The organism is Cellulomonas sp. SLBN-39, from assembly GCF_006715865.1.
GTDB lineage: Bacteria > Actinomycetota > Actinomycetes > Actinomycetales > Cellulomonadaceae > Cellulomonas.
Genome location: NZ_VFOA01000001.1, coordinates 2,362,948 through 2,388,535 on the forward strand (window position 1 = coordinate 2,362,948; position 25,588 = coordinate 2,388,535).

The 25,588-nt window shown below is 76.2% G+C and carries 25 protein-coding genes and 1 tRNA gene; 12 read left to right on the top strand and 14 right to left on the bottom strand.

What is annotated here, in order from left to right; all coding sequences use genetic code 11:
• Positions 1-45 precede the first annotated feature (45 nt).
• Positions 46-1,332, top strand: a complete 1,287-nt coding sequence (locus FBY24_RS10915; protein ID WP_222117239.1) for a Bcr/CflA family efflux MFS transporter — start codon at positions 46-48, stop codon at positions 1,330-1,332.
• Positions 1,333-1,430: 98 nt separating this feature from the next.
• The gene (locus FBY24_RS10920) at positions 1,431-1,868 is read left to right on the top strand and encodes a hypothetical protein (RefSeq protein WP_142160530.1); all 438 of its coding nucleotides are present in this window, start codon (positions 1,431-1,433) and stop codon (positions 1,866-1,868) included.
• Positions 1,869-1,927: 59 nt separating this feature from the next.
• Here FBY24_RS10920 and FBY24_RS10925 read toward each other — a convergent pair whose 3' ends face one another.
• The 3 genes from FBY24_RS10925 to FBY24_RS10935 all read right to left on the bottom strand — a co-directional run bounded on the left by FBY24_RS10925 (position 1,928) and on the right by FBY24_RS10935 (position 4,618).
• Positions 1,928-3,370, bottom strand: coding sequence for a hypothetical protein (locus FBY24_RS10925; RefSeq protein ID WP_142160532.1), 1,443 nt, complete (start codon positions 3,368-3,370; stop codon positions 1,928-1,930).
• A 141-nt stretch (positions 3,371-3,511) separates the two neighbouring features.
• Positions 3,512-3,763 carry a hypothetical protein gene (locus FBY24_RS10930; RefSeq protein ID WP_142160534.1) on the bottom strand — a complete coding sequence of 84 codons (252 nt, stop codon included), beginning with the start codon at positions 3,761-3,763 and terminating at the stop codon, positions 3,512-3,514.
• 108 nt (positions 3,764-3,871) lie between these two features.
• Positions 3,872-4,618 (bottom strand): SDR family oxidoreductase, encoded by a 747-nt coding sequence (locus tag FBY24_RS10935; protein WP_142160536.1) that lies wholly within the window; start codon positions 4,616-4,618, stop codon positions 3,872-3,874.
• A 211-nt stretch (positions 4,619-4,829) separates the two neighbouring features.
• Here FBY24_RS10935 and FBY24_RS10940 point away from each other — a divergent pair, with 211 nt between their 5' ends.
• Positions 4,830-5,741 carry a helix-turn-helix domain-containing protein gene (locus FBY24_RS10940; RefSeq protein ID WP_142160538.1) on the top strand — a complete coding sequence of 304 codons (912 nt, stop codon included), beginning with the start codon at positions 4,830-4,832 and terminating at the stop codon, positions 5,739-5,741.
• A 92-nt stretch (positions 5,742-5,833) separates the two neighbouring features.
• Positions 5,834-6,316 (top strand): GNAT family N-acetyltransferase, encoded by a 483-nt coding sequence (locus tag FBY24_RS10945; RefSeq protein WP_142160540.1) that lies wholly within the window; start codon positions 5,834-5,836, stop codon positions 6,314-6,316.
• Here FBY24_RS10945 and FBY24_RS10950 read toward each other — a convergent pair.
• Complete coding sequence (locus FBY24_RS10950) at positions 6,288-6,620, bottom strand: PGPGW domain-containing protein (protein WP_255432349.1); 333 nt, start codon at positions 6,618-6,620, stop codon at positions 6,288-6,290. The genes FBY24_RS10945 and FBY24_RS10950 overlap by 29 nt on opposite strands.
• Before the next feature lie 130 nt (positions 6,621-6,750).
• Positions 6,751-8,550, bottom strand: coding sequence for a glycoside hydrolase family 6 protein (locus FBY24_RS10955; protein ID WP_142160542.1), 1,800 nt, complete (start codon positions 8,548-8,550; stop codon positions 6,751-6,753).
• Positions 8,551-8,661: 111 nt separating this feature from the next.
• Here FBY24_RS10955 and FBY24_RS10960 point away from each other — a divergent pair, with 111 nt between their 5' ends.
• Both FBY24_RS10960 and FBY24_RS10965 read left to right on the top strand, forming a co-directional pair.
• Complete coding sequence (locus FBY24_RS10960) at positions 8,662-9,009, top strand: hypothetical protein (protein ID WP_142160544.1); 348 nt, start codon at positions 8,662-8,664, stop codon at positions 9,007-9,009.
• 111 nt (positions 9,010-9,120) lie between these two features.
• Positions 9,121-10,323 (top strand): Fic family protein, encoded by a 1,203-nt coding sequence (locus tag FBY24_RS10965; protein WP_142160546.1) that lies wholly within the window; start codon positions 9,121-9,123, stop codon positions 10,321-10,323.
• A 16-nt stretch (positions 10,324-10,339) separates the two neighbouring features.
• Here FBY24_RS10965 and FBY24_RS10970 read toward each other — a convergent pair whose 3' ends face one another.
• The 3 genes from FBY24_RS10970 to FBY24_RS10980 all read right to left on the bottom strand — a co-directional run bounded on the left by FBY24_RS10970 (position 10,340) and on the right by FBY24_RS10980 (position 14,389).
• Complete coding sequence (locus FBY24_RS10970; protein ID WP_370511026.1) at positions 10,340-11,326, bottom strand: RNA polymerase sigma factor; 987 nt, start codon at positions 11,324-11,326, stop codon at positions 10,340-10,342.
• Positions 11,327-11,657: 331 nt separating this feature from the next.
• Entirely contained in the window at positions 11,658-13,616 is a 1,959-nt protein-coding gene (locus FBY24_RS10975; RefSeq protein ID WP_160158495.1) for an ATP-dependent helicase, read from the bottom strand.
• Between the two features lie 47 nt (positions 13,617-13,663).
• On the bottom strand, positions 13,664-14,389 hold the full coding sequence (locus FBY24_RS10980; protein WP_142160552.1) for an MBL fold metallo-hydrolase: 726 nt from the start codon (positions 14,387-14,389) through the stop codon (positions 13,664-13,666).
• A gap of 83 nt (positions 14,390-14,472) precedes the next feature.
• On the opposite strand from FBY24_RS10980, the gene FBY24_RS10985 reads away from it, so the two are divergent.
• A complete protein-coding gene (locus tag FBY24_RS10985; RefSeq protein WP_142160554.1) occupies positions 14,473-15,003 on the top strand; it encodes a TetR-like C-terminal domain-containing protein in 531 nt (176 codons plus the stop codon).
• 35 nt (positions 15,004-15,038) lie between these two features.
• On the opposite strand, the gene FBY24_RS10990 is transcribed toward FBY24_RS10985, so the two are convergent.
• The 3 genes from FBY24_RS10990 to FBY24_RS11000 form a co-directional block, all read right to left on the bottom strand.
• A complete protein-coding gene (locus tag FBY24_RS10990; protein ID WP_142160556.1) occupies positions 15,039-15,257 on the bottom strand; it encodes a hypothetical protein in 219 nt (72 codons plus the stop codon).
• A gap of 214 nt (positions 15,258-15,471) precedes the next feature.
• Positions 15,472-17,010 (bottom strand): non-reducing end alpha-L-arabinofuranosidase family hydrolase, encoded by a 1,539-nt coding sequence (locus FBY24_RS10995; protein WP_142160558.1) that lies wholly within the window; start codon positions 17,008-17,010, stop codon positions 15,472-15,474.
• Positions 17,011-17,350: 340 nt separating this feature from the next.
• Positions 17,351-17,423: transfer RNA gene (locus tag FBY24_RS11000), tRNA-Lys, on the bottom strand.
• Positions 17,424-17,634: 211 nt separating this feature from the next.
• Here FBY24_RS11000 and FBY24_RS11005 point away from each other — a divergent pair.
• The 3 genes from FBY24_RS11005 to FBY24_RS11015 all read left to right on the top strand — a co-directional run bounded on the left by FBY24_RS11005 (position 17,635) and on the right by FBY24_RS11015 (position 21,469).
• Entirely contained in the window at positions 17,635-19,926 is a 2,292-nt protein-coding gene (locus FBY24_RS11005; RefSeq protein WP_142160560.1) for a LuxR C-terminal-related transcriptional regulator, read from the top strand.
• Positions 19,927-20,021: 95 nt separating this feature from the next.
• Positions 20,022-20,879 carry a class I SAM-dependent methyltransferase gene (locus tag FBY24_RS11010; RefSeq protein WP_142160562.1) on the top strand — a complete coding sequence of 286 codons (858 nt, stop codon included), beginning with the start codon at positions 20,022-20,024 and terminating at the stop codon, positions 20,877-20,879.
• Entirely contained in the window at positions 20,876-21,469 is a 594-nt protein-coding gene (locus FBY24_RS11015) for a carboxymuconolactone decarboxylase family protein (protein WP_142160564.1), read from the top strand. Before FBY24_RS11010 ends, FBY24_RS11015 begins: the two co-directional genes overlap by 4 nt.
• Before the next feature lie 40 nt (positions 21,470-21,509).
• On the opposite strand, the gene FBY24_RS11020 is transcribed toward FBY24_RS11015, so the two are convergent.
• A complete protein-coding gene (locus tag FBY24_RS11020) occupies positions 21,510-21,905 on the bottom strand; it encodes a hypothetical protein (protein WP_142160566.1) in 396 nt (131 codons plus the stop codon).
• Positions 21,906-22,038: 133 nt separating this feature from the next.
• On the opposite strand from FBY24_RS11020, the gene FBY24_RS19675 reads away from it, so the two are divergent.
• Both FBY24_RS19675 and FBY24_RS11030 read left to right on the top strand, forming a co-directional pair.
• Positions 22,039-22,986 (top strand): cold-shock protein, encoded by a 948-nt coding sequence (locus tag FBY24_RS19675; protein WP_174243486.1) that lies wholly within the window; start codon positions 22,039-22,041, stop codon positions 22,984-22,986.
• 69 nt (positions 22,987-23,055) lie between these two features.
• Positions 23,056-23,892 carry a hypothetical protein gene (locus FBY24_RS11030; RefSeq protein ID WP_255432350.1) on the top strand — a complete coding sequence of 279 codons (837 nt, stop codon included), beginning with the start codon at positions 23,056-23,058 and terminating at the stop codon, positions 23,890-23,892.
• Positions 23,893-23,948: 56 nt separating this feature from the next.
• On the opposite strand, the gene FBY24_RS11035 is transcribed toward FBY24_RS11030, so the two are convergent.
• Both FBY24_RS11035 and FBY24_RS11040 read right to left on the bottom strand, forming a co-directional pair.
• The gene (locus FBY24_RS11035; protein WP_255432351.1) at positions 23,949-24,986 is read right to left on the bottom strand and encodes an N-acetyltransferase; all 1,038 of its coding nucleotides are present in this window, start codon (positions 24,984-24,986) and stop codon (positions 23,949-23,951) included.
• Positions 24,987-25,088: 102 nt separating this feature from the next.
• Positions 25,089-25,529: a helix-turn-helix domain-containing protein gene (locus FBY24_RS11040; protein ID WP_142160572.1), complete on the bottom strand. Its 441-nt coding sequence runs from the start codon at positions 25,527-25,529 to the stop codon at positions 25,089-25,091.
• Positions 25,530-25,588 lie beyond the last annotated feature (59 nt).

Here is a 25,588-nt window from a genome sequence, read left to right on the forward strand (position 1 = left end):
GTCGCCGACGCGCGGGCCTGCGCGTCGGCCCCACCAGGAGATGCCGTGCCCCCGCACCCGAGCGACCCCGTCGCCCCCGCCCGCCCCACGACCGACGCCCCCGCCGGCCCCACCACCGCCGCCGACCACGGCCCCCGGGGCCTGCCCGGCCGCCTGCTGCTCACCCTCGCCCTGCTCACGTCCGTCGCGCCCTTCGCGACGGACATGTACCTGCCCGCGTTCCCCACCATGGCCGCCGAGCTCGGCACGTCCGCGTCGGGTGTCCAGCTCACGCTCACCGCGTTCCTCGTCGGTCTCGGCCTCGGCCAGCTGCTCGTCGGGCCGCTGTCCGACCAGCGCGGGCGCCGCGGGCTGCTGCTGCTCGGCACCGCCGTCACCGTGCTCGCCGGCGTCGTGTGCGCGCTCGCCCCGAGCATCGCCGTCCTGACCGCCGGACGGTTCGTGCAGGGCCTCGCCGGTGCGTCGGGCATCGTCCTCGCCCGCGCGGTCGTCACCGACGTGTCCCGCGGAGCAGCGGCTGCCCGCGCGTTCAGCCTGCTCATGGTCGTCCAGGGCGTCGCGCCGGTGGTCGCCCCGCTGGTCGGGTCCGCGCTCTTCACGAGCCTCGGCTGGCGCTCGGTGTTCTGGGCGCTCACCGCGCTCGCCCTGCTCATGCTCGTCGCCGCGGCCCTCGTCGTGCGCGAGACCCTGCCGCCCGAGCAGCGCTCCACCGGCGGCGGCGCCCGCCTGCGCGCCGACGTCTCCCGCGTGCTGCGCACCCCCGGGTACGTCGCCCACCTGCTCGTCTTCGTGTTCTCCTTCGGCTCGTTCTTCGCGTACATCTCGGCCTCGCCCTTCGTCCTGCAGACCATGCTCGGGCTGAGCACCACGCAGTACTCGGTCGCCTTCGCGGTCAACGCCGTGGGGATCATCGTCGCCAGCGCGACCGCCGGACGGCTCGTGGGCCGGACGGGCCCGCTCGTCCTCGTGCGCACCGGTGCCGCGGCCATGGGGCTCGGCGGGCTCGTGCTCCTCGTGCTCGCGCTCACCGGTGCGGTGACCCTGTGGCCCGTCCTCGGCGCGCTGCTCCTCGTCGTCGTGGGCCTCGGCCTCGTCGCCGGCAACGCGACCATGCTCGCGATGGCCCAGGTGCCGGGCGCCTCCGGCTCCGCCTCGGCGCTGCTCGGTGCCGCGCAGTTCCTGCTCGCCGCCCTCGTCTCGCCGCTCGTCGGCGTCGCGGGCGAGAGCACCATGACGCCGATGGCCGTCGCCATGGTCGCGTCCTCCGCCGTCGTCGGCCTGGGGCTGCTGCTCGCCCGGCGCGCCGACCGGGCCGCGCAGGCGCGCGACTGACGCCGGCGCGGGGTGCCCCGGCCCGGAGGGGCACCCCGGCCCGGGCGTCGGAGGGGGCGCCCGGGCCGTGCCGCAGCCGGGCGTGGCACGCTGGCCCCATGGCACCCCTGCGCCGCCGCACGCCCGTCCCCGGTCACGTCGCCGAGGGGTTCCTCGCCGCGGAGGCGCCCGCGCTGCAGCGGTCCTTCGAGGCGGCGCTGCGCGCCCCCGAGCGCGCGGTCCGCACGCCCGTCCGGGCCCGCCTCGAGGTCGGGCACGGACGCCCCGGCGTGCTCACGCTCGCGTGGCGCAACGTCGTGGTCGGGTTCGTGCCGCCCGCGCACGTGACCGCCCTCGCCGCCCAGGTCGACGATGCGGCACCGGCCGCCCTCGAGGTCGACGGCACGGTCCACCGGCACGACGGTCTGTGGCGCGTCTGGGTCGGTCCTGTCCCCGAGGCCGGGCCCGAGCGCGCCGCCGTGGACCTCGACGTCCTGCCCGCCCCCGTCGACACGGTCGCCGGGGTGCCGTTCCACGGGCTCGGCGGACCCGCCTGACGCCCCGCGCCGGCGACGGCCGGCGGTGCCGGCTCCCCGGTGGCGCGCCGCCCCGGCCGTCAGGCGCCGCGCACCCAGCGCAGCAGGCGGGTCGCGTCCCGCACCCGCTCCCACGGCCGGTGCCGACGTACGCGTCCCAGCTCCCCTGCCGGCGTCGCGTCGACGGCCCGCAGCACGCGCTCGACGGCCGCGACCTGGTCCTCGGCCAGCCCGGGGTCCACGCGGGCGCGCCACCGCGGGTCGCCGGGCTCGGCGCGCTGGAGCAGCCGGCGCGGCACGGCCAACGACGCCACCGCCGGGATCCGGTGCTCGTGCAGCGGCTCCCCCTCACCCAGGTGCACGAGGCTGCGCGGGGCGGCGAGCAGCGCCCGGTGCGGGCGGGCCCGGCCGGCGAACGCGGCCGCGGCGAGGGCGGCCAGCGGGGCGGTGGTGGTGTGCACGAGCTCGATCTCGGGCGCCCCGTCGTCGTCGACCGCCCCGACGTGCTCCACCACCACGCCCGCGACCGCGCGCCGGTGCCCGGCGGCCCCGTCCCACCAGGGCCGGTGCCCGGCCAGCCAGGTCGCGGTGCACTGCCCGCGGTGCGGCAGCTGGGGCATGCGCAGGTGCCCGGTCGCGGCGACCAGCACGTGCGTGCGGCGCGGCCGGTCCGCGACGAGCGCGCGGGCCAGCGCGACCAGCGCCACGGGCCCGTTCTCCTCCAGCGGGTTCGGGCCGTCCGTGTGCGTCGTCACCAGGACCGTCTCGTCCTGCGCGTCGGTCCCGTCGACGACGCACCACACCGACCCGCCGCGGGCCGGCCCCGTCCCGGTCGCGGTGACGGTGACGTGCGCGTCGCCGTCGCCCAGGGCGTCCGCGTGCTCACCCGCCACCCAGACCACGGGGACGGGCAGGTCCGGCAGCGTGAAGGGCAGCCACTGGCCGGCAGCCACGTCCTCGGGCAGCCCGCGCCACACGAGCACCACCGCGGCCGCGCCCCCTCGCACCAGGGCGCGCAGCCGGCGGCCCAGCAGCTCGGCGGGGATCACGGGGTTGACCAGCGAGGTCGGCGCTGCCCAGGTGGGCGGGGACGTGGCCAGGGCCCGCACCAGAAGGTCGACCGGCACGGGTCGAGCGGCGACGTCCACCACCGCGACCCCGCCGCGCAGGGCACGTCGCGCACCGCGACCCCCGCCGACGCGCACGACCGGCCCGCGCACGCCCTCCGGGGGCGTCGGGCTGGAGCACGGGGCGACCGACGCGACGGGCACGGGCACGGCTGCCGCACCGGGGCGCGCCGGGCGCACCGTCAGCGTGCCCGAGGTCGCCGCCCAGCCGGTCAGCGGCACGGGGTCGTGGTGGACCTCCAGGCCCAGCGCCGACCACGCGTCCGCGACGACGGCGGTGAAGGCGTCGAGCTCCGCGGTGCCGGGCAGGCGCGCCCCCTGGTCGACCAGCCAGGCCAGCAGGTCGGCGAGCGACGCGTCGGCGGGCGGTGCTCCGGCGGGCGAGGGCGTGGGCACGGCCCGAGCGTAGGTCCGTCGCCCGACGGGCCGGGGTCACCCGCGCCGAGCCGGTGACGCACCTCACGTCCTGCCCGTTCCTGCCGATGTGAGGGACCTCAGGACGGTCGCGCGGCTCCGACGCCGCCCGGCCGCCGACCGTCAGCCCAGGAGGTGCCCGTGCCGTACGTCGCCGTCGTCGACCTGACCCGTGCCGGGGCCCCGGACGGTCCGCCCCTGCGCCTGCGCCGCGAGTCGTTGACCGCGGTCCGCCAGGCCCTCGGCGAGCTCGCGCAGCGCCTCGGCACGTGCGGGGCCGTCCGCGTCGGCGGGGTCCACGTCCTCGAGGTCGACGCCGAGGACCACGTGGTGCGCACGCACGACCTCGACGCCGGCACGCACGTCGCCGGACACCGTCGGGGGACGTTGACGACCGTCCCCACGCCACGAGGCGTCCGGGCGCTGCACCGCTGACGGCGCCCGGACGCCCGCCTGGCGAGGCCTCCCGGCCGCGGGACGGGCCTAGAAGATGCTCACGCCCCCGTCGACCACGAGGTCGGCGCCGACCGTGAACCGCGACTCGTCCGAGGCCAGGTACACCACGGCCTTGGCGATCTCCACCGCCTCGCCCAGGCGCCCGAGCGGGATGCCGGCACGGATGCCCTCCATGACGCTCTCGTGGTGCTCGGCGGGGATGCCGTCGTACAGCGGCGTCGCGATCGGCCCGGGGCTGACGGCGTTCACGCGCACACCGTGCGAGTGCAGCAGGTCCGCGTTCCACGAGCGCATGAGCGCCGAGACCGCACCCTTGGTCGCGGCGTACGCGTTCGCCGTCGCAGCCGCCGTGTGCGCGCTGGCGCTCGAGTTGAGCACCACGGACGACGGGTTCGCGAGGACCGGGACCAGCGCCTGCATGAGGAAGAAGACGCTCTTGACGTTGATCGCGAACAGCCGGTCGAAGCTGGCCTCGTCGTGAGCCTCCATCGGGCGCCAGTCGGAGACGCCGGCGTTGAGGAACGCGATGTCCAGCTCGCCGAACCGCTCCTGGACGGTCCGGGCCAGCGCCCGCTGGGCCTCGAGGTCCAGCGCGTCGACCGCCAGCACCTCGGCGCCGTCGCCCAGCTCCACGCGCGCCCGCTCGACGTTCGCGGGGGTCACGCCGGTCACCACGACCGACGCGCCCTCGGCGATGAACTGCTTCGCGGTCTCCAGGCCGATGCCGCTGGTCCCGCCGGTGATGAGGGCGCGCTTGCCCGCCAGTCGTGCCATGAGTGAGCTCCACAGGTGTGAGGGGATCCGCCGGAGACCATCCGGCGGCACCGTTGCGGCGGTCGGGCGTCTGCCCGGCCTGCCGTCGACCGGCAGACGCCAGCGTGCCGCCCCGGCCCGGGCGCACCCAGACCTCCCTGCTGCCTACGACCGCTGAACCTGCCACCAGCAGGGGCAGGATCACGCGGCGCGGCCGGGGGATACTCGGACGATGGTCGACCTGACGTCCCCCGCCCGGGAGCGTGGTGGCGCCCGCCCGGGCACCCGGGCCGAGATCAGCGAGTTCCTGCGCAGCAGGCGGGCCCGGCTCAAGCCCGCGGACGTCGGCCTGCCGGACTTCGGCAGGTACCGCAGGGTCCCGGGGCTGCGCCGCGAGGAGCTCGCGCAGCTCGCGGGCGTCTCCGTCGCCTACTACACGCGTCTCGAGCAGGGCGACGGGCGCAACGTCTCGACGGAGGTGCTCGACGCGGTCAGCCGGGCGCTGCAGCTCAGCGACGTCGAGCGGACCCATCTGAGGCACCTGGTCAGGCCCGGCGCGCGGCGGCAGCGCGGGGGTGCCGGGCAGCAGCAGGTGCGCGCCTCGGTGCGGACGCTGCTGGACGCCATGGACGGCGTCCCGGCGCTGGTGATCGGCCGACGGTCGGACCTGCTGGCGTGGAACAGGGCCGCCGCGGCGCTGCTCGGCGACTGGTCCGACCTGCCGCAGCGGCAGCGCAACTGGGCTCGGCTGGTGTTCCTCCGGCCCGAGTACCGCGAGCTGTTCGTGGACTGGGAGCAGAAGGCCGCCGACACGGTCAGCCAGCTGCGGATGGACGCGGGCGCGCACCCGGACGACCCGGCCCTCGCGGCCCTCGTGGGCGAGCTGTCGGTGAAGAGCGAGGAGTTCCGGCGACTCTGGGCGACGCACGACGTCAAGGGGCGGTGCGACGGCCCCCAGCGGCTGCGGCACCCCCTCGTGGGCGAGCTCGACCTCCGGGTGGACAGCTTCCGCACCGAGGGTCACGACCAGTCGCTGCTGACCTACCACGCCGAGCCGGGCTCGGCGTCGGCGGAGGCGCTGCGCCTCCTGGCCAGCTGGGGTGCCGACGCGACGCGGGCCGGGGCGGGTGCCGCGCGGCAGTAGAACGCGGCGTCAACCTGTCGCCCCCGGGCCGCAGGTCGTCCCGGCGCGGTGGACCGGGCGATGATGGGCCCCCACCTGCGAGGAGGCCCCGCATGACCGTCGTTGTCGCGACCGACGACCCGCACCGCCCCGACGTGCTGGCCCTGCTGCACGAGCACCTGGCCGACATGTACGCCACGTCGCCCGCGGAGTCCGTCCACGCGCTCGACCCCGCCGCGCTCACGGGCCCGACGATGACGTTCTGGACGGCCCGCGCGGCGGACGGCGCGCTGCTCGGCTGCGTCGCGCTCCACGAGCTCGCCCCCGACGCCGGGGAGCTGAAGTCCATGCGGACCGCCGCCGCGTCCCGTGGCCGCGGTGTCGGCGCGACGATGCTCGCGCACGTCGTCGCCGACGCCACGGCCCGCGGCTACCGGACCCTGCACCTGGAGACGGGGTCGGAGCCGTACTTCGCCGCCGCGCGCCGCCTGTACGAGCGCGCCGGGTTCACGACCTGCGGCCCGTTCGCCGGGTACGGGCCAGACCCGCTGAGCGCCTTCTACCGGCTCACGCTGCCGGCGGCGCCTCCCGCCTGACCACCGTCGCGTCGACCACGACGACGTCCGCGGGCGCCTCGCGCTTGCGGCGCAGGGCCTCCTTGCCCTTGTCGACCCCGGCCTGCGCGGTGCTCTTCGCCCGGTCGAGCCAGCGCTTGGCCCACACGAACTCCGTGGCCAGCAGCGCCAGCCCGGCGAAGATCACCAGCACCCCCGGTCCGGGAAGCACCAGCATCGCGACGCCCGCGAGCACCACGGTCCCGCCGATCGTCGCGACCGCGACCACCCGTACCGGTCGCGGCAGCATCGCCACCTGCGCCCGCACCCGAGCCCACCTGCTCACACCGGCTCCCGTCCGTCTCTCGTCACGGCGCCGTCCCCGCGGCCCCGCGTGGCATGGTCAACGCTCGGCACCCGCCGGGCGTTTCCGCGTCCGTGTGCCGGACGGGTGAAGTTCTCGTGCGCGGCAGGGCTCACCACGCGGCGCGGGCCGCCAGGCCGAGGAGGTACGGCTCCCAGAACGTGCCGGCCGCGGGGCCGCCGGCGCACGCGCCGTCGGAGCGGCCCGGCGTCTTCACCCACAGATCGGCGACGTGCGGGCCCGTGCCCGTCGCCGAGGGCCGCGCGCCCAGCGCCCGCCCCTCGGGGTTGCACCACACCGTGCCGTCGGGCCCGACCTGCGGTCCGAGACCGTTGCGCGAGGTGTCCACCACGAACGCCGGACCGCCCAGGAGCGCCGACAGGTAGGTCCCGTACGCGACCTCGTGCGCGGTCGGCTGGAAGTTCGACGTGTTCAGCGCGAAGCCCGCCGCCCGGTCGACGCCCGCGGCCCGCAGGCGCAGCGCCATGTCCTCCAGCTGGTCCGCGCTCCAGCCGAAGCTGTTGCTGGTCGCGGCGTCGAGGTACACCTCGGCGCCCGCCGCCGCGTACGCGGTCACCGAGTACCGCAGCAGCGCGAGCCGCTCGGCGCGGTCGCCGCACCGCTCGAGCTGCAGCAGCGCGTCCGGCTCGACGACGACCACGGCCGCGGAGCCGCGCAGGCCCGCCGCGACCGCGTCGACCCAGGTCCGGTACTCCGCGGCCGTCGCGAACCCGCCCGCCGAGTGGTTGCCGCAGTCGCGGTCCGGGATCGCGTAGGGCACGAGGACGGGCGTGCGGCCGGCTGCCGCGGCGGCCGTCGTGTACGCCCGCACGCTCGCCGTGCCGTCGGCGGTGCCGAGCCAGCGGGCGGCGCCGCCCGAGGCGGCCTTCTCCAGCAGCGCCGCGTCGGCGGTGCGGCCCTGCGACCGCGCCGCGCGCGCGGCCCGGGCCGCGTCCGACGACGGGTCGGCGTACTGAGGCGCACCCTGCAGGACCGTGCGGTAGACCCGCTCGGTCCCGGTCGAGCCGTCGAGCGTCGCGCCGGAGCCGGGGCCGCCCACCACGGGCAGGGGCTCGGGCAGCGGCATCGTCACCACGGCCGGCACCCGGACGACGGGCGCCGCCGGCGACGACCAGACGCTCGCACCGGCCTTCGAGATCACGTAGGCGCGCCCGTGGTCCTTCACGACGAGCCGCGCGCCGGCCGACACCGTGCCCGACGACCACAGCACGGTGGTGCCCGTGACGACCTCCAGGGCACCCCCGGCGGTCACCCGGGCGGACGCGCCCGCCCGCGAGGTGCCGGTCCGCCACAGCACGGTGGCGTCCCGCGTGAGCACCAGGTCGCCGTCGGCGCGCATCGTCAGCCGCACGTCGCCCTGCGCCACGTGCTCGCCCGCGAGCAGCAGCCCGCCCGACGGCACGCGGTCGGCGGCCGCGCCCCGGCGCAGCGCCGGTCCGTCGGTGGTGCTCTTCCACACCGTCGCCCCCGCCTTGCTGATCGTGTACACCCGCCCGTCCGGCTTGATGATCGACCGCGCGCCCGCGGACCGCACGCCGGTGCTCCACAGCAGCGCACCCGCCGTCGACCGCACCTCCAGCGCCCCGGACGCCTGCTGCACCAGCCGCGCGCCCGGGCTGCCGGTCGTGCCGGTGTGCCACAGCACCGGTCCGCTGCCGCGCCGCACCGTCACGTCGCCGTCCGCCCCGACCGTCAGCCGGTACGTGCCCGACGTCGACGTCAGCGTGCGGCCCGTGGCCAGCGTCTTCCCGGCGGCCAGCCGGTCCGTCGGGGTCCCCGCGAAGGCAGGCACGGGCCCGAGGACCACGAGCGCGAGCAGCGCGGCGGTCGCGAGCGCGACGAGGGACGTCAGCGTCCGGGCGGCACGGGGGAGCGGGGCGTGGCGTGGCATCGTCAGGTCCTCGTCGCAGGGATCGCGTCACCCGTCCGATCGGCCGGGCACCGGAGCCGGGTCACGGGCGATCGGGTGAAAGCGCATCCCGCGGCCCGCTACGGTCAGCCCGTGCCGCGTAGCGTCCGACCCTTCCCCCTCACCCACCGCGCCGTCGCCCTCGGGCTCGCGGTCATGGCGCTGTCAGCATGCGCCACGTCGGACGCCGGCGTCGAGGCGGTCCCGCCCACCGCAGCCGCGGTCGAGGCGTGCCTCACGGCCGCCGCCGTGCACCTGGACCTCCCGCTGGACGAGTCCGACGCCGTCGACATCAGCGTCGAGCGCGACGACCAGGGCTGGTGGGCGGTGCGCGCCACGGTCGAGCTCGCCGCGGGCTCCCGCCTCCTGACCTGCACGGCGGTTCCCGACGACTCCCCGGCGGGCGCCCGCGCCGCCTCCTTCTCCGTCGAGGACGCCTGACGTCCCGCGTCTGCTGATCGGCACGAACAAGCGAGAACAACGCATCGCTTGTTCTCGCTTGTCGCGATAAGCGAGAATAAGGAGTCCGCTCTTCCTGCTTGGAGTCCTGCCATGCCCGGCACCGCCGTACACCCCGAGCCCGGCGCCCCCGCGGCGCGGGTCCCGGTGCACGGGTCCGAGGTGCTGCCGTGGACGTCCCGCAGCGGCCGGCGCGCGGAGATCGAGGAGTACGTCGCCTCGATCCCGCCGATGATCGCCACGCTCGACCTGCCGGCCTCGCCCGGGCTGCTCGAGGCGTCCCAGCAGGCCCAGGTGCGGATCGGCGTGCTCGAAGAGGGCTACGCCGGGCAGGTGTCCACCCTGGAGCCGTTCCTCCTGCGCACCGAGGCCATCGCCTCGTCCCGGATCGAGGAGGAGCTGACCACGGTCGACCAGCTCGCACGTGCGCAGCACGGCATCCGGGCGCCGCGGTCCGCGCGCACCGTCAAGGGAGCCATCGACGGGCTCGCCCTTCTCGTGGCGCGCTCGACCGACGGCATCGCGCTCGACGACGTCCTCGCCGCGCACCGTCCGCTGATGGCCGACGACCCCGACGAGCGCTGGGACGCCGGCGCGCTGCGCACCGTGCAGAACTGGATCGGGGGGTCGCACCGGTCGCCGCGCGGGGCCGTCCACGTCCCGCCGGCGCCCGAGCGGGTCCCCGCGCTCATGGACGACCTGCTCACGTTCATGCGGAGGACGGATGTCGACCCCGTCCTGCACGCCGCGGTCGCGCACGCCCAGTTCGAGAGCATCCACCCGTTCACCGACGGCAACGGGCGTCTCGGGCGCTCGCTCATCAACGCGCTCTGGCGGTACCGCGGTGTCACCCGCTCCATGGCGGTGCCCCTGGCGACGGCGATCGTCACGGATCGTGACCGGTACTTCCACCTCGTCAACGACTACCGCGACGGTGACGTCGAGGCGTTCGCGCTCTACCTGGCCGACGCCGCCACCCGAGCGACCGCCGCGGCGACCGTGTCCGCGCAGCGGCTGGTGGCGCTCCCGGCCGAGTGGGCGGAGCGGGTCGGCGCGCGGGCGGGCTCGGCCGCCGCGACCCTGCTCGCACTGCTCCCCAGCCACCCGGTCGTCGATGCCTCCGACGTCGCCCGGCTCACCGGCGTGACGCTCTCGCGTGCGTACGCCGCGGTCGAGCGCCTCGTCGAGGCTGACGTGCTCCGCCCGATCACGCAGTCCCGGCGGGACATGACGTGGGCGGCCGGTGACGTCCTCGACGAGGCCGACCTCATGGTCGACCGCCTCCGCGTCGGGTGAGCGGCCGAAAGGCCTGTCAGTCGAGGTAGTCGCGGAGGACCTGGGAACGGGACGGGTGCCGCAGCTTCGACATCGTCTTGGCCTCGATCTGACGGATCCGCTCGCGCGTGACGCCGTAGACCTTGCCGATCTCGTCCAGCGTGCGCGGCTGGCCGTCGTCCAGGCCGAACCGCATGGACACGACGCCGGCCTCACGCTCGGACAGCGAGCCGAGGACCTGCTGCAGCTGCTCCTGCAGGAGCGTGAAGCTCGCGGCCTCGCTGGGGGCCACGGCCTCGGAGTCCTCGAGCAGGTCGCCGAACTCGCTGCTGCCGTCGTCGCCGAGCGGCGTGTGCAGGGAGATCGGGTCGCGCCCGTACCGCTGGACCTCCACGACGCGCTCGGGCGTCAGGTCCAGCTCCTTGGCCAGCTCCTCCGGGGTGGCCTCGCGGCCCGACTCCTGGAAGATCTGCCGCTGCAGGCGCGCGACCTTGTTGATGACCTCGACCATGTGCACCGGGATGCGGATCGTGCGCGCCTGGTCGGCCATGCCGCGGGTCACGGCCTGGCGGATCCACCACGTCGCGTACGTCGAGAACTTGAAGCCCTTGGTGTAGTCGAACTTCTCGACCGCACGGATCAGGCCCGCGTTGCCCTCCTGGATGAGATCCATGAAGAGCATGCCGCGGCCCGTGTACTTCTTCGCGATCGACACCACCAGGCGCAGGTTCGCCTCGATGAGGTGCGCCTTCGCGCGTCGCCCGTCGGCCGCGATGAGGTCGAGCTCGCGCCGCGTCGTGCCCGGGTGCTCCTGGTCGTGCGCGATCAGGTACGCGGCGAACTCCCCGGCCTCGATGCGGCGGGCGATGTCCACCTCCTGCTCCGCGTTGAGCAGCGCGACGCGGCCGATGATCCGCAGGTAGTCCTTGACGGGGTCGGCGGTGGCGCCGGCGTTGACGACGATCGCGGCGGGCGCGTCGTCCTCGTCCGGGGTCAGCACGAACGACGCGTCGGCGGTGTCCAGCTCGAGGGGCTCGACGGGGGCGGTGAGGGTGGCGGGCACGGGCTCTCCGTTCGGTACGGCGGGCAAGGCGCAAGACGGTGCACGATCGGGGCGGACCGGGTCCGTGGCACGGGCCGGTCGGGCGCCCCCAGGGGCGTGGCGCCGCAGCAGGCGGGGACGTCGGCGCGGCGGCCGGGGGAGGAGTGCTGCGGTCGTGCACGGGCGGGCGCGGTGCTCGCGGGTGCGTCGGGATCCTGACCATTGTCGCACGCGACGTCAGCACGTGCCGGTGGTCGGGCCCAGGACGGGCCCCGCACGGCGCCCCCACCGCCCGCCGACCTGCGGTTCCACCTCAGAGTGCGACGAGCCGACCGTCCGGCGTCAGCGTCCGTCGGCCGTCCGCACCGAAGTCCACCGTCACCCTCGCCCCGCGGACGTCGACGACGCGGCCGAGCCCGTGCCGGTCGTGCGTGACCCGCTGCCCCGCGGTGAACGCCGCACCCGCCGCGGCGCGGGCCGTCCCCGCCCGGCCCGGGGAGACGGACCGAGCCGCCACCGGCGTGCCGTCCGGACGCGTCGGAGCGGCCTCGAGCGCGTCGAGGTACGGCGACCGCCGGGCGGGCCTGCCGCCGCGCCGCCCCGCCGACCACGTGGCCACGAGGTGCCGCCGCGCCCGCGTCGTCGCGACGTACACGAGCCGGCGCTCCTCGGCGAGCTCCGCGGGCGTCGTCGCGTACACCGAGGGCAGCGAGCCGTCGGCCGCGCGGGCGATCACGCACGCCTCCCACTCCAGGCCCTTGGCGCGGTGGATCGTCGTGACCGTGACGGCCCCGCGTCCCGGCGGCGCGTGGTCCTCGGCGGCGCGACGGTCGAGGTCGGCCGACAGGGCTCGCAGCGTGCGGCTCAGGTGCGCCGGCAGCCCCGCCACCAGCGCGCCCAGGGCGTGGAGGGCGTCCCAGCGCTCGCGGGCGGCGCCGGTGCCGTCCGGCGGGTCGTCCGGGTCGTAGCCGGCGCGGGCCAGGGCGGCGTGCAGTGTCGGGGCGGGGTCGTCGTCGGGCGCCTCCGACGCCTGCCGGCGCACCGCGGTGAGCACCTGCGCGATCTCGCGCCGCTCGAAGTACCGCGTGCCGTCGCCGGCCGTCACGGGGACGCCGGCGTCGCGCAGCGCGGCGGTGATCGGGACGGCCTGGGCGTTGAAGCGGTGCAGGACCGCGATCTCGTGCGCGGGCACCCTGGCGCGCAGCCAGCGCTGCACGGTGGCGACGATCTGCGCGTCCTCGTCGTCCTCGTCGTCGCACCGCAGGACCACCGGGGCGGGCCCGTCGCCGCGCATGCCGACCAGCGGCGGCCCGGCGGCCTCGGGACGGCCGGCCATGAGCCGGTTGGCGGCGTCGACGACCTGCGTGGTCGAGCGGTGGTCCCGCACCAGGTCGACGGTCACGGCGTGCGGGAACCGCACCGTGAAGTCCCGCAGCAGCGCGGTGTCCGCGCCCTTGAACGCGTAGACGGCCTGCCGGGCGTCGCCGACGACGACCAGCTGGTCCCGCCCGCCGAGCCACGCGTCGAGCAGCCGCTGCTGCGCCGGGTCGGTGTCCTGGTACTCGTCGACGGCGAACGCCGTGTACTGCCGGCGCACCGCGGCCGCCACGTCGGCGTCCTCCTCGAGCAGCCGGGCGCAGCAGGCGAGGAGGTCGGCGAAGTCGAGCACGCCGGCGTCGCGCTTCGCCGCCGCGTACCGGCGCATCGCCCCCGCGGCGGTGGGGATCGCCATGCCCGGCCGGCGACCGGCCGCAGCCGCCTGCGCCTCGTACTCCTCGGGCGTCAGGTCGCGCGCGGCGGCCCACGTCAGCTCGGTCGCCAGGTCGGTGACGAGGGCAGCGTCGACGTCCCGGGCCGGGGTGCGCAGCACGGCACCCAGGGCGGAGCGCAGGTAGCGGTAGTAGGTGGCTCCGCCGTCGGCGTCCAGCAGCACCGGGCCGTCGCCGGGCAGGCCCGTCGCGCGCCAGAAGTAGCGCAGCTGCCGCAGCGCGGCGGCGTGGAACGTGCGGGCCTGGACGGCGCCGACCCCCAGGCGGCCCAGCCGGTCCCGCAGCTCGCCCGCGGCCTTGGTCGAGTGCGTGAGGGCGAGCACGGTGCCGGCCGGCACCGTGCCGGTCAGGTGCTGGTAGGCGATGCGGTGCGTGAGGGTGCGGGTCTTGCCGGTCCCCGCGCCGGCCATGACCCGCACGGGACCCGGGCGCGCCAGGACGGCAGCGGTCTGCTGCTCGTCCAGGCCCGCGAGCACGCGCTCCGCCGCCGCGTCGTGCACCACGTCCCTCCGCCCGGTCGTCCGTCGAGGACACATCGTGCCCCGTGGCGTCAGTCTGCGTGACCGGCCGCGGCGCGGCGCACCTGCTCGTGGACGGCGGCCAGGTCGCCGCGCCACGGTGCGCCGTGCCCGGGCAGGACCCAGCTCGCCCCGAGGCCCGCGAGCCGTGCGAGCGAGTCGAGCGCCTGCGCCGGGTCGTCCGTGAAGGGCGCCGGCTGCAGCCCGGTGCGTCCGGTCAGCACGTCGCGCGTGGTGAGCGCGTCGCCGACCATCACGGCATCCGCGACGGGCACGTGCACGGCGATGCTGCCGGGGGAGTGCCCGGGCATCCCGACCACGCGCGGCGCGCCGGGCAGCGGCAGCACGTCACCGTCGCCCACCTCGACGACCTGCGTGAGGTACGTGGTGCGCAGGCCGCCCTTGCGCAGGCTGTAGGCGAGGAACCCCGCGACGGCGCCGAGCCGCCACGGTCCGAAGGCCGGTCGCGGCTTGTCGCCGCCCCGGGCGCGGTCGGCGTCGGCGGCGTGCACGTAGACGGGCACGCCGTGCTCGCGGCGCAGGCGCTCGGCGAAGCCGAGGTGGTCGGTGTCGCCGTGGGTCAGGACGACGCCGCGCACGTCGGCGGGCGTGCGACCCATGGCGGCGAGCTCGCGGAGCAGGTCGTGCCAGTGGCCCGCCAGGCCGGCGTCGACCACGGTGACGCCGTCCTCGGTGTCGACCAGGTAGGCGGCGACGACGTCGTTGCCGATGCGGTGCAGGTGCGGACCGAGCTTCATGGGGAGGCCTCTCCGGGCGCGTGGTAGGAATGGCTACGGTAGTTAGCCATCATGGCTAACGTCAATAGCCATCAGGAGCGCCGATGCCCACGCCGGAACGCACGTCCCTCGAGCAGATCGTCGCGGCCGGTCGCGACCTGCTCGAGGCCCAGGGGGAGGCGCGGCTCACCATGCAGGCGGTGGCCGCCGCGGTGGGGGTCCGGGCGCCGTCCCTGTACAAGCGGGTGCGCGACCGCGAGGCCCTGCTCGCCCTCGTCGCGGGGGCCACGGCCGACGACCTCGCCGACCGTCTGACGGCCTCGGACGCGACCGTGGCCGGGGTCGCGCGGGCCTACCGCGCGTTCGCGCACGAGCGGCCCCGGGGGTTCCGGCTGCTGCTGGCCGGCGGCGCGGACGCCGAGCACCTCGCGCGCGTCAGCGACCCGGTGCTGCGCGTGGCGGCGGACCTCGTCGGGGAGGACGATGCCCTCGAGGCCGCCCGGCTCGTCACGGCGTGGGCCACGGGGTTCCTCACCATGGAGCTCTCCGGGGCGTTCCGCCTGGGCGGGGACCTGGACGAGGCCTTCGAGTACGGGCTCGCGCGGCTCGCCGTCGCGCTGCGACCGGCCGGCTGACGCCCCGCACGGGGCGCCGGCCGGCCGGCGGTGCGTCAGTCGCGCTCGTCGATGCGGTGCCGCTCGTCGAGGATCGTCGCGCCCGCGGCGACCAGCTTGAGCTCGTGGGCACGGAAGTGGTGCCCGCAGAAGTGCAGCGCGGTCCCGTCGGCGCCGCCGAGCGTGGCGCGGACGAAGGCCTGGGCGCCGCAGCGGTCGCAGCGGTCCTCGCGGGTGAGCGTGGCGGTGGGGGCGTCGGCGGTCGTGGTGCTCATGGGCGGACTCCTCGTCTCGCTGGTCGGCGAGCGACGCTCGTCCGGATGACGGCACCGCGCGTTCTGCCATCTGAACCATCGGCCACCGCCGGCACATTCCGAGCATCTGTTCGCCCACTGCTGAACCGGTCGCCCGGCACCGGCGCTCCCCGCGCAGCACGACGCCCCCCGCGCACCGCCGGACGGGACGGTGCGCGGGGGGCGTGCGGTGCGGCTAGCGCTGCAGCGTCAGCAGGCCCGGCCGGTACGGCAGGCGGCCGTAGTCGCCGCCCGAGCTCGGGTCACGGCCCTGGTAGAGCAGCTGCAGGTTGCACGGGTCGACCGTCATGGTCTGGTCCGCGCTGACCCGCAGCAGCTCACCGTGGCTGATGTCGTTGGTCCACGAGGCGCCGCTGTTGGCCTTGCCGGCGAACGGGTTGCTCTCCGTCGCGGCCTGCGGGGTCCACGTGCCGCCCAGGCTCGTGGCGGTGAAGGACCGGAAGTACCGGCCCTGCGCGCCGATCGCCTCGACGATCATCAGGTACCGCTGCTGGCCCTGGATCTTGTAGACCTGCACGGCCTCGAACAGGTTGTTCGTGGTGTCGGTCATGATCGTCTGGTACGCCGACCCGAAGCTGCCCGGGAAGTTCCCGATCGGCATGCTGGCCCGGTAGATGCGGCCGTTGTCGCCGGCGAAGAACAGGTACATGTTCTGGTCGTCACCGATGAGCGCCTGGTCGATCGGCCCGGTGCCCGAGTTGGTGATCGTGCCGGTGAACAGGGTCTGGTGCGCGGACCAGCCGTTGACGTTGTCGGGGTTCGTCGACGTCCGGTACGAGAACGACGGGCCGCCCCACTGGTACGCCATCACCCAGATGTTCTTCGGGGCGAAGTAGAACAGCGACGGCGCGACCGCCGTGAACGGCATCGAGTTCTGGCTCGCCGAGCCCATCTGCGAGTAGTTCGAGAACAGCCCGAACTTCATCGAGCCCCACGAGGACCCGTTGTCGTGCGTCGTGGCGTACACGAGCTGCTGCCCGTTGTACGGCGCGACCGTGAAGTCCTTGAGCGACGCCCAGCCGGACCGGGGCTGCGCGAGCGGGCCCGACGAGGTCCACCGGTACGACGACGGCAGCGTGCAGGTGCCGCCCGGCGGGGGAGTCGTGGTCGTCGGCGACGGCGTCGGCGTGGAGCCGCCCCCGCCCACCTGGACGAGCTGCCACTGCTGGTTGGCGCCGCCCCAGCTCGTGTACTGCACGATGTTCGCGCCGTCCGCCGTGGACGCGCCCTGCACCTCGACGGCCTTGTTCGACTGCCGGTTGATCAGCGTGACCGTGCCGTTGGCCGAGTCCTGCAGCCGGAACTGCTGGTTGGCCTGGTTGCGGTCCGTGTACTGCAGGATCGACGCGCCGTCCGCGGTCGACCAGTTGTAGACGTCGAGCACCTTGCCCGAGTGCCGGGACTTGATCCGGTAGTACCCGTCGCCGGAGTCCACGAACTGCCACTGCTGCTGGGCCTGGTCGTTGCGCGTCCACTGCGTGATGCGCCCGCCGTCGGCGGTCGAGAGGTTGTACACGTCGAGGGCCTTGCCGCTGCCGCGGTTGACCAGCACGTAAGACGCGTTGGTGTCGACCGTCGCCGCCGACGCCGCCGGTGCGGCGACGACCGCCAGCGCTCCCGCCGACAGGGCGGTGGCCGTGGCGACGAGGGCCGCGGTCAGTCTCCGCCGGCCCCCCACCCGGGCGGAGCCCCCGGGGGCACGTGCTGGTCTCATGGTGCTCTCCTTCGAGTCATCAGAGCGGACGCAGGCGGCGCTTCCCGGGCGCGGGTGGTCGGCACCGTTGCGGACCACCCGCCCCGCAGCGTGCTGCGGTTGTGAACCTTCACACTGCCAGGCTGCTGAGTCGGGGTGAAGACTGCTGAAACGATTTGGGAGAACGTTCTCCGGACGCTGCGGACGCGGGCACGCAGGAGATGCCGCGTCGGCCGACCACCGACCCCGACGACTGCTGAGCGGCTCAGCGAGGGCCTCCGCCGCGGAGCCGCCCGCTCCACATCTGCCCCCACGCGCGACGCCAGAGGCCGGGCCTGCGAGAGAGGTGCAGGTCAGGCGGTGGGCCCCGTGGGGATCGAACCCACAACCCGCGGATTAAAAGTCCGCTGCTCTGCCGGTTGAGCTAGAGGCCCCGGGACGGGCAGGAGCCTGCTGGGCCCAGGTGGACGACGAGATCGAAGGGCCCTGAGGTCAGCACTGCGCATCCGGGTGCCCAGGGTACGCGGAGCGCGACCCCGCGGGCGGGGCTGCGGGGCGCAGCGGATGCCGGTCGGGCTCGGGATCCCACGTCGACGGATGCGAGCCGACCGGTCCGGTGCCGGTGGCCGGATCTAGACTCCGGACGTGCGAGGAGCCCGGCTCACCCGCCGCGAGCAGGAGGTCCTGCACGCTGTCTCGCGACGCCTCACGAACGCCGAGATCGCCGACGCGCTCGGCATCTCGGTGCGGACCGTGGAGTCCCACGTCGCGGCGCTGCGGCGCAAGCTGCTCGTGGAGAGTCGCCGTGGGCTGGTCGATGCCGCGCACGCGCAGCTCGGACGACCACCGCCGGCCGCGGTCGACGCGTTCGTCGGGCGCGCGGCGGACGTCGACGCCACCGAACGGATGCTGCGGCACCAGCGGTGGGTCACCGTCACGGGAGCGGCCGGCGCGGGCAAGTCCCGCCTCGCGCTGGAGGTCGCCCGCCGGCGACCGGCGGTGATGGTGCCGCTCGACCGGGCCGAGCCGGGCGGCGTCCTGCTCACGCTCGCCTCCGCGCTGTCGATCGACCACGTCGCCCCCCGGACCGCCGTCGCGACCTGCGCCGCCGCGCTGTCTGCGGGCGACCTGCTCCTCGTGCTGGACGACGTCGACCGGGTCGCGGACGAGGCCGCCGACGTCGCGCAGGTGCTGCTCGGCCGGGTCGAGGCGCTGCGGGTGCTCACGACGTCCCGGACACCGTCGCACCGGTCCGGCGAGGGGGTCGTCGAGATCGGCGGGCTCCCCGAGGGCGACGCCGTCGCGCTGTTCGTCGACCGGTCGCGTGCCGCCGCGCGCCACGCGGACGTGTCCGACCGGGCGCTCGTCGCGCAGGTGTGCCGACGGCTCGACGGTGTGCCGCTCGCGATCGAGCTCGCGGCCGCGCGGATGCGCCACACGACGCTCCCCGAGCTCGACCGGGTCCTCGCCGGCGGGTTCGCGGCGCTCGGCGCCGGCACAGGGGCGTCGTCGCCCGCGGGCACGCGCCGGCACGCAGCCCTGGGGGCGGCGTTCGCCTGGACCTGGGACCTGCTCGACCCGCCGCTGCGCGAGGTGCTCGCGCACCTGGCGGCGCTGCCGGGCCCGTTCGACCTCGCGCTGGCCGGGGCGGCGGTCGGCCGCCCGGCGGACACCGACGTGGTGGCGCTGCTGGACCGGTCCCTCCTGCTCCGCGAGCCGGCCGCGACCGGCGGGCCCGCGCGGTTCCGCGTCCCCGGCGCGCTGCGGGAGTTCGTCGCAGGCCGCACCGCGTGCGACGTGGCGGAGCGGGTCGCCGAACGGCACGCGCACCATCACGCCGCCCTCGCCGTGGAGATCGCGGCGGCGGCCCGGACCGACGACTCCCCGTCGACCGCGGCGCGCGTGCACCGGCTGCGAGCGGACGTGGCCGTCGCGCTGCGCTGGGCGGCACGCACCCGGTCCCCGCTCGCCGGCGCGCTGGCCGAGGCCGTCGCCGTGACGGTCGAGCAGTACGGCCCGGAGCCCGCGACCACGCAGGCGCTCGCGGGGGCCGCGGCGGACGCAGGGCTGCGACGCACGTGGTCCGCGACGGTTCTCGGCTCGGTCGGCCGGGCCCTGGCCTTCACCCACGTCGACCTCGTCGGGGTGCTGGCTGCCCGGGCCCTGGACCTGGCCGGACGCACGGGTGCCGCGGCGGACGTGCTCGCCGCCGAGCAGCTCCGGGCCACGGCGCTCCTCTACGGGGGCCGCCCCCGCGAGGCGCTCGGGCACCTGGCCGTGGCGGCGCGGGTCGCCGACACGCTCGGCGACGCGTGGGAGCGCGGCTCCGTGCAGCAGCTGCGCGGGTCGGCGCTGCTGCGGCTCGACCCTGTCGACCTCGACGGTGCGCTGGACGCGCTCGAGCACGCGCGGCGCGCGTACGCGGCCGCGGGGGACGCCATGCACGTGGTCAACGTCCGCTACATGATGGCCGGCGCCGCCGTCGCCGCTCCCGGCCTCGAGCTGCGGCGACGGGCCGCCGCGTGGGCCGACCGGTGCGTCGCCTACGCCGAGGAGCACCGCAACGACGTCGAGCTCGGGCACGCCCACCTGGTGCGCGCGCAGGCCGTGGTGCTCGGGCGCGAGCACGGGCTGGCGGTCGCCGAGAGCTGCTTCCGCCGGTCGGGCGACCTGCGGTGCCTGAGCCGGACGCTCACCACGCTGGCCGAGACCCGCGGCGACGCCGCAGAGCCGCTCCTGCGGGAGGCCGTCGACGTCGCGCACGCCAGCGCGGACGGCACGTGCCACCGGGACGCGGCTGTCGCGCTGGTCCGCTGGTTGTGGGGGCACGGCCGTGGCGACGAGGCGTCGGCGGCGCTCGGTGCTGCGGTCCAGGTGCTGGGCTCGGCGGCGCTCCTCGGGCGGGTCCCGGCGCCGCTGGTCGACGAGCTCGGGTGACACGGGTGCGCGATCCCTGAACGCGCCCGGCGCCTCCCGGGATCTGCGTGCCGGGCACGGATGTGCGCGCGCTCGGGCGGGGGTGTGATCGGGGCATGACCGAGACGACGATGCCCGCAGCCCCCGGCGCCGTGCCCCACCGGACGCTGCCGGCTGGCGCGCTCCCGCACGACTGGCGGGCCGTCGACGAGGGCTGGGGCCGGCGCGGCCCGGACTTCGCGACCCTGTCCGAGCCGTCGGCGTGCCGCGAGTACGTCGCCCTCCACCACGCGCTGGGCGTCGACCACGGCGACCACCTGCTCGACGTGGCGTGCGGTGCGGGGCTCGCGGTCGAGCTGGCCGCGCTGCGCGGCGCCACGTGCGCCGGTGTCGACGCGTCCGCGCGGCTCGTCGACGTCGCCCGGGTGCGCAGCCCGGAGGCCGACCTGCGCGTGGGCGACATGCACGACCTGCCCTGGCCGGACGCGACGTTCACGGTGGTGTCGAGCTTCCGCGGCGTGTGGGGCACGACGCCCGGCGCGCTCGACGAGATCCGTCGCGTCCTCGTGCCGGGCGGCCGCCTCGGGCTGACCGTGTGGGGGCACGTCAAGGCGTCGCCGGGGGCGTGGGCGCTCGCCCCGTTCCGGCTCGCGGCCGAGCCGCAGGTCCGCAACCAGGCGGCGATGACGAGCCTGGGCCGCCCGGGCGTCGGGGAGGCGGTGCTCGAGGCCGCCGGGTTCGTCGACGTGCGCCGTGTCCGCATCCCGTTCGCGTGGGAGTTCGCGGACCCGGCGACGTACGCGCGGGCGCTCGCCTCCACCGGGCCTGCCTTCGTGGCGATCCAGGAGGTCGGTGAGCCCGCGTTCCTCGCGGCGGCGGAGCGCGGTGCGACGGCGCACGTGCGCGCCGGGCTGCCGCTGCGCGCCGAGGTCGACGTCACCGGGTTCCTCGCCCGGACGGCGGCCGCACGATGAGCACGGGTGCGGGCTTCCTCGCACCGGCGGAGCCGGACGCCGCGGCCGAGGAGCTGTTCGACGACGACGTCGCCGAGCGCGGGTTCGTCATGAACGTCTCGCGGCTGTGGGCGTACGACGCGACCGCCCTCGACAGGATCTTCGCGGTCGCGCGCCGTGTGGCCGGGGCCGCGGGCCTGAGCATCCGGCACCGGCTGCTCGTGGTGCTGGCCACGTCCGCCGCCCGCGGCAGCACGTACTGCCCGCTCGCGTGGGGCTCCCGGTTCCCCGACGAGCTGCCGGGCCCCACCGCTGCCGCGGTCGTGCGCGGCGACGTCGCGCCGCCCGGCCTCGACGCGGCCGAGACCGCGCTCGTGCACTGGGTGCGCGCCGTCGCGACAGGCCCGACGACGACCACGTCCGCCGACGTCGCCGGGCTGCGCGCGGCGGGGTGGACCGACGGACAGGTGTTCGCGGTCACGGTCTTCGCGGCCCTGCGCGTGGCCTTCGCGAGTGTCAACGACGCCCTCGGGGCGCTGCCGGACGACGAGCTCGCCGCGGTGACGCCCCCAGACCTCGTGGCCGCGTTGCCTCCGGTCGTGCGGCGCTGAGCGCACCGGGGAGCCGTGAGCTCGTCGTCGCCGGAGCCGGCTACCGCCACAGCAGCGGGTTGTGCCACCACGGGCCGTCGGCGTCGCCGTTGATGCGGACGTCGGTCGCGCGCAGGAGGCGGCTCACCTCGCGGGCGGGGCGGGGTGGCAGGGCCCTGACCATCTCCTCGAGACGGTCGCGGGTCTCCGGGGTCGGCCGGTAGTACTGGCAGCACTCCCATTCGCAGCCCGGGAACGTCGGCTCGACCACGTGGTCGGTCAGGCGCCAGGTCTCGAGGGCGGTGAGGATCATGCTGGTCGCGGGGTAGAAGCGCAGGATCGCCGCTCGGGCCGATCCCGAGAGCCGTGCCCCGCCGCGCGGTCGGTGGCGGTACGGGTGGTGCCTGCGGTGCTGCGGCGCCTCGGCGCGCAGCTGGTGGGGGCGCCTACGCGGCATGCCCCTTCGTGGTCGTGTGCATGTGCTCACACTACGAGCGGTGAGGCGGGCTGTGGGGGCCCGTGCGGTGCTGCCGGCCGCGCGGTCCTGCGAGACTGGGGGGACCATCCGCAGTCTTGACGAGGAGTTCACCGTGCCCCAGGGGACCGTCCGCTGGTTCGACGCCGAGCGAGGGTTCGGCTTCCTCGCTCTCGAGGACGGCGCCGACGACCTGTTCGTGCACGCGTCCGAGATCGTCGGGGGTGACGGCACGCGCGTGCTCCGCGAGGGGCAGGCCGTGGAGTTCGCGATCGGTGAGGGCGACCGCGGGCCGCAGGCGCGCAACGTGCGGATCACGGGCGACGTGGCGTCCGACGCGCCGCTGGGCGTGCTCGGCACGGTGTCCTGGTACGAGCCGGCCAAGGGGTACGGGTTCATCACGCCCGACGGCGGCGACGCGGAGATCTTCGTGCACAGCTCGGCGATCGTCGGCGGCGGCGTCATCGCGGAGCGGCAGCGCGTCGCGTTCCTCGTGGTCGACGGCGAGAAGGGCCCGCAGGCGGACCACCTCCTGCCGCTGGGCGCCGACGCCGGCCGGCCCGCGGCCGCGGAGGCCGACGGTGCCGACGGCACCGTGACCTGGTACGACGCGGACAAGGGCTTCGGGTTCGTCACGCCCGACGCACCCGGCGAGGACGTGTTCGTGCACGCCCGGACCCTGCCGCGCGGCGTCACCGAGCTGGTCGAGGGCGACCGGATCGCGTTCGACGTCGTGCAGGGCGAGAAGGGCCCGCAGGCCCAGAACGTCGAGCTGGTCCGCGGCAACGGGCCCCGGCGGGCACCGGCTGCGCCGGCCCGGGGGCGCGGGGCGGCCCGCCCGTCGCGCTCCGGTCCGCCGGCGCGGGGCGGCCACGGTGTCGTGGCCCGCTACGACGCGGACCGCGGGTTCGGGTTCATCCGCCCCGACGCCGGGGGCGACGACCTGTTCGTGCACGTCTCGGTGGTCCGTGGCGTCGACGCCCTCGAGGAGGGCGACCGCGTGCGGTACGAGGTGCGGCAGAGCGACCGCGGCCCGCAGGCCGACCGCGTCGAGCTCGCGTGACCGGGCCCGGTGCGGTCCGGGCGCCGCGCGCCTGACCGCACCGGGGCCGTGGCACGGCAGGCTGGGGCCGTGAGCGGCAGCTGGATGGACGGGGTGACCCAGCGCTGGGTCCGTGCGACCGGGCGGCGGGTCGATCTCGCCCGGGCGGAGTGGTTGCAGGGGCCGGTCGGACGGCCGGACGTCATCGGCGACTCGTGGCTCGCCGACGAGGCGGCTCGGCTGGGCGCGACCGTCGGTGACGACGCCGGCACGGCGGGCCTGCTGGCGTCGATGGCGGCGCTCGACGGCCCCGGGTTCGCCGCGGCGGACCTGGCCCCGCAGGTCCGGGACTTCTACGAGCGGACCAGCCGGTGGCGGCTCGACGCGTGGGTGGCGTGGTCGCCGTGGGCGTGGCCGTTCGGCTGGCTGGTCGGCACCCTCTTCTCCCGGCGGCTGGAGCAGCTCGCGCTGCCGCTGCGCCCGCTCGACGTCGCGCACGGCATGACCAGCGCCGTCACGCCGCTGCACCGCGACGGCGCGCAGGTCGGTGCGCTGTGGCTGCGTCGCCTGCGCGCGACCGGCGCGGTCGTGTTCAGCGGCCTCTACGGCACCGTGCCGCTCGGCGACGGGCAGGGCAGGGCGGTCCGGGTCGCGTTCCCGCTGCCGCACGGGCGGCTGGTCGTCCTGCTGTCTCCGCGCGTCGGCGCGGGCGGGGCGCTGGAGCTGCGCTCGGCGCGCGCCGGGTGGGGCGGGCAGGGCGCGTACCTCGTGGTCGAGACGGCGACGGGCTGCTGGGCGCGGCGCATCCCCGTGCACGAGCGCTTCCACGTGCACGTCGACGACGAGGGCGTGCTGCGCACCGACCACGACCTCGCGCTCGGGCCCCTGCCGGTGCTGCGCCTGCACTACCGGCTCACCCCGGCCTGACCGCGGTCGGGCACCGGGGACGCCCGGCGGCGTCGTGCCGGACGTCCGGTGCCCCGTCAGGGCGTCCCGAGCGTGATCTCGCGGTGCCAGGACTGCGTCACGTACTTCGTCTCGAAGCCCAGCGACCGGTACAGGTCGGCGGCGCCCGTGGGGGAGTCGGCGTCGACCTCCAGGCCCACGGTCCGGCGGCCGCGCTCGGCGGCGTCGGTGACGACGGCGTCGAGCAGGGCGCTGGCCAGCCCGCGGCCCCGGGCGGTGCGCAGCACGCCGAGGTACTCGACGTAGCTGCCGACGGGCGTGCCGTCGGCGTCGAGGCTTGCGCCGGCCACCAGGGCCCCGGCGGGCCGGTGCACGTCACCGTCGACGAGCTCGCCGAGCCACCAGTGGTCCCACCGGTGCCCGGGGTCGGCGCGGAGGCGGTCGCAGAACTCGTCGAAGGTCTCCTCGTGGTGGTTGAAGTGGTCGGCGAACGCTTGCTCCAGCACGTCGTGCACGGCCACGAGGTCGGCCTCGTCCGGCATGCCGTCGGCCGCGCGCCGCACGGGCCGCACGACGGCGCCGGCCGCGGGCTCCGCGGCCGGTCCGCGGTCCTCGTCCTGCACCGGACGGGTCATCTGCAACCACGTCCGCACGTGCGTGTACCCGGCGGCGGCCAGCCACCGCTGCTGGCGGGTGTCCGGCTCGAAGGCCCCGCTGTCGAGCTGCGTGGCCGTCAAGTCGCGACCGCGGGCGACCTCGGCGGCGGTACCCTCGGCCCACGCGAGCAGCGCCGCGGCGAGCCCGTCGGCCTCGGGGCCGTCGAGCGCGGGGTCGACGAGGGCGGCGACCAGGACGCGTCCGGCGGCGCGGTCGTGCACCGTGGCCCAGCCGCGGGCGGTGCCGGCGGCGTCCCGGACCAGCAGGTGGCTGCGCACGGCGGACCCGTCCCCGATCACCTCGGTCTCGACGTCGGCGAGCCCGGCGCCGGTGGTGCCGCGGGCCGCGGTCTCGTGCGCGGCGCGCAGCGCGTGCAGGTCGGGCACGTCCGACGGCCCGGGGGTCAGGGCGTGCCACCCGACGGGCAGGGCGATCGTCTGGTCAGCGGGGTTCTCCACGCGCAGCATCCTCGCGCGACCACGGAGGCGGTGCATGCGCGCCGGAGCGGAACCTGTAGACACGTTTACTGTAAGTACGTCTACAGGCACCGGCTCCGCCGGTCAGGTCGCGGCCTGCTCCTCGAGGCTCGCGCGGTGGGCGGCGACCTCGTCCATGTGGGTCTGCGCCCAGGTGCGCAGCGGGCGGACCGCCTGGTGCAGGGACAGCCCGAGGTCGGTCAGCGCGTAGGTCACCGTGACCGGGACCGTCGGGGTGACCGTCCGGGTCACGAGCCCGTCGGCCTCCAGCGCCCGCAGGGTCTGGGTGAGCATCTTCTGGCTCGCGCCCGCCAGCAGGCGCGACAGCTGCGAGTAGCGCATCGGCGCCGGCCCCGTGCCGCCCTCGCCGTCGCCGGGTGCGGTGTCGCCCGCCAGGCCGCACAGCACCAGGGTGACCCACTTGTCGGAGATCCGGTCGAGCAGCTGCCTGCTCGGGCACACCGCGAGGAACGCGTCGTACTCGACCCTCGCCTGCTCGCGCCGCTGCGCCGCCGTCGTCGTCAACTGCCCTCCCGCGTGGTGCGTTACGCACTTCCAGGTGCCTACTCCCCGACGGGAAGCGC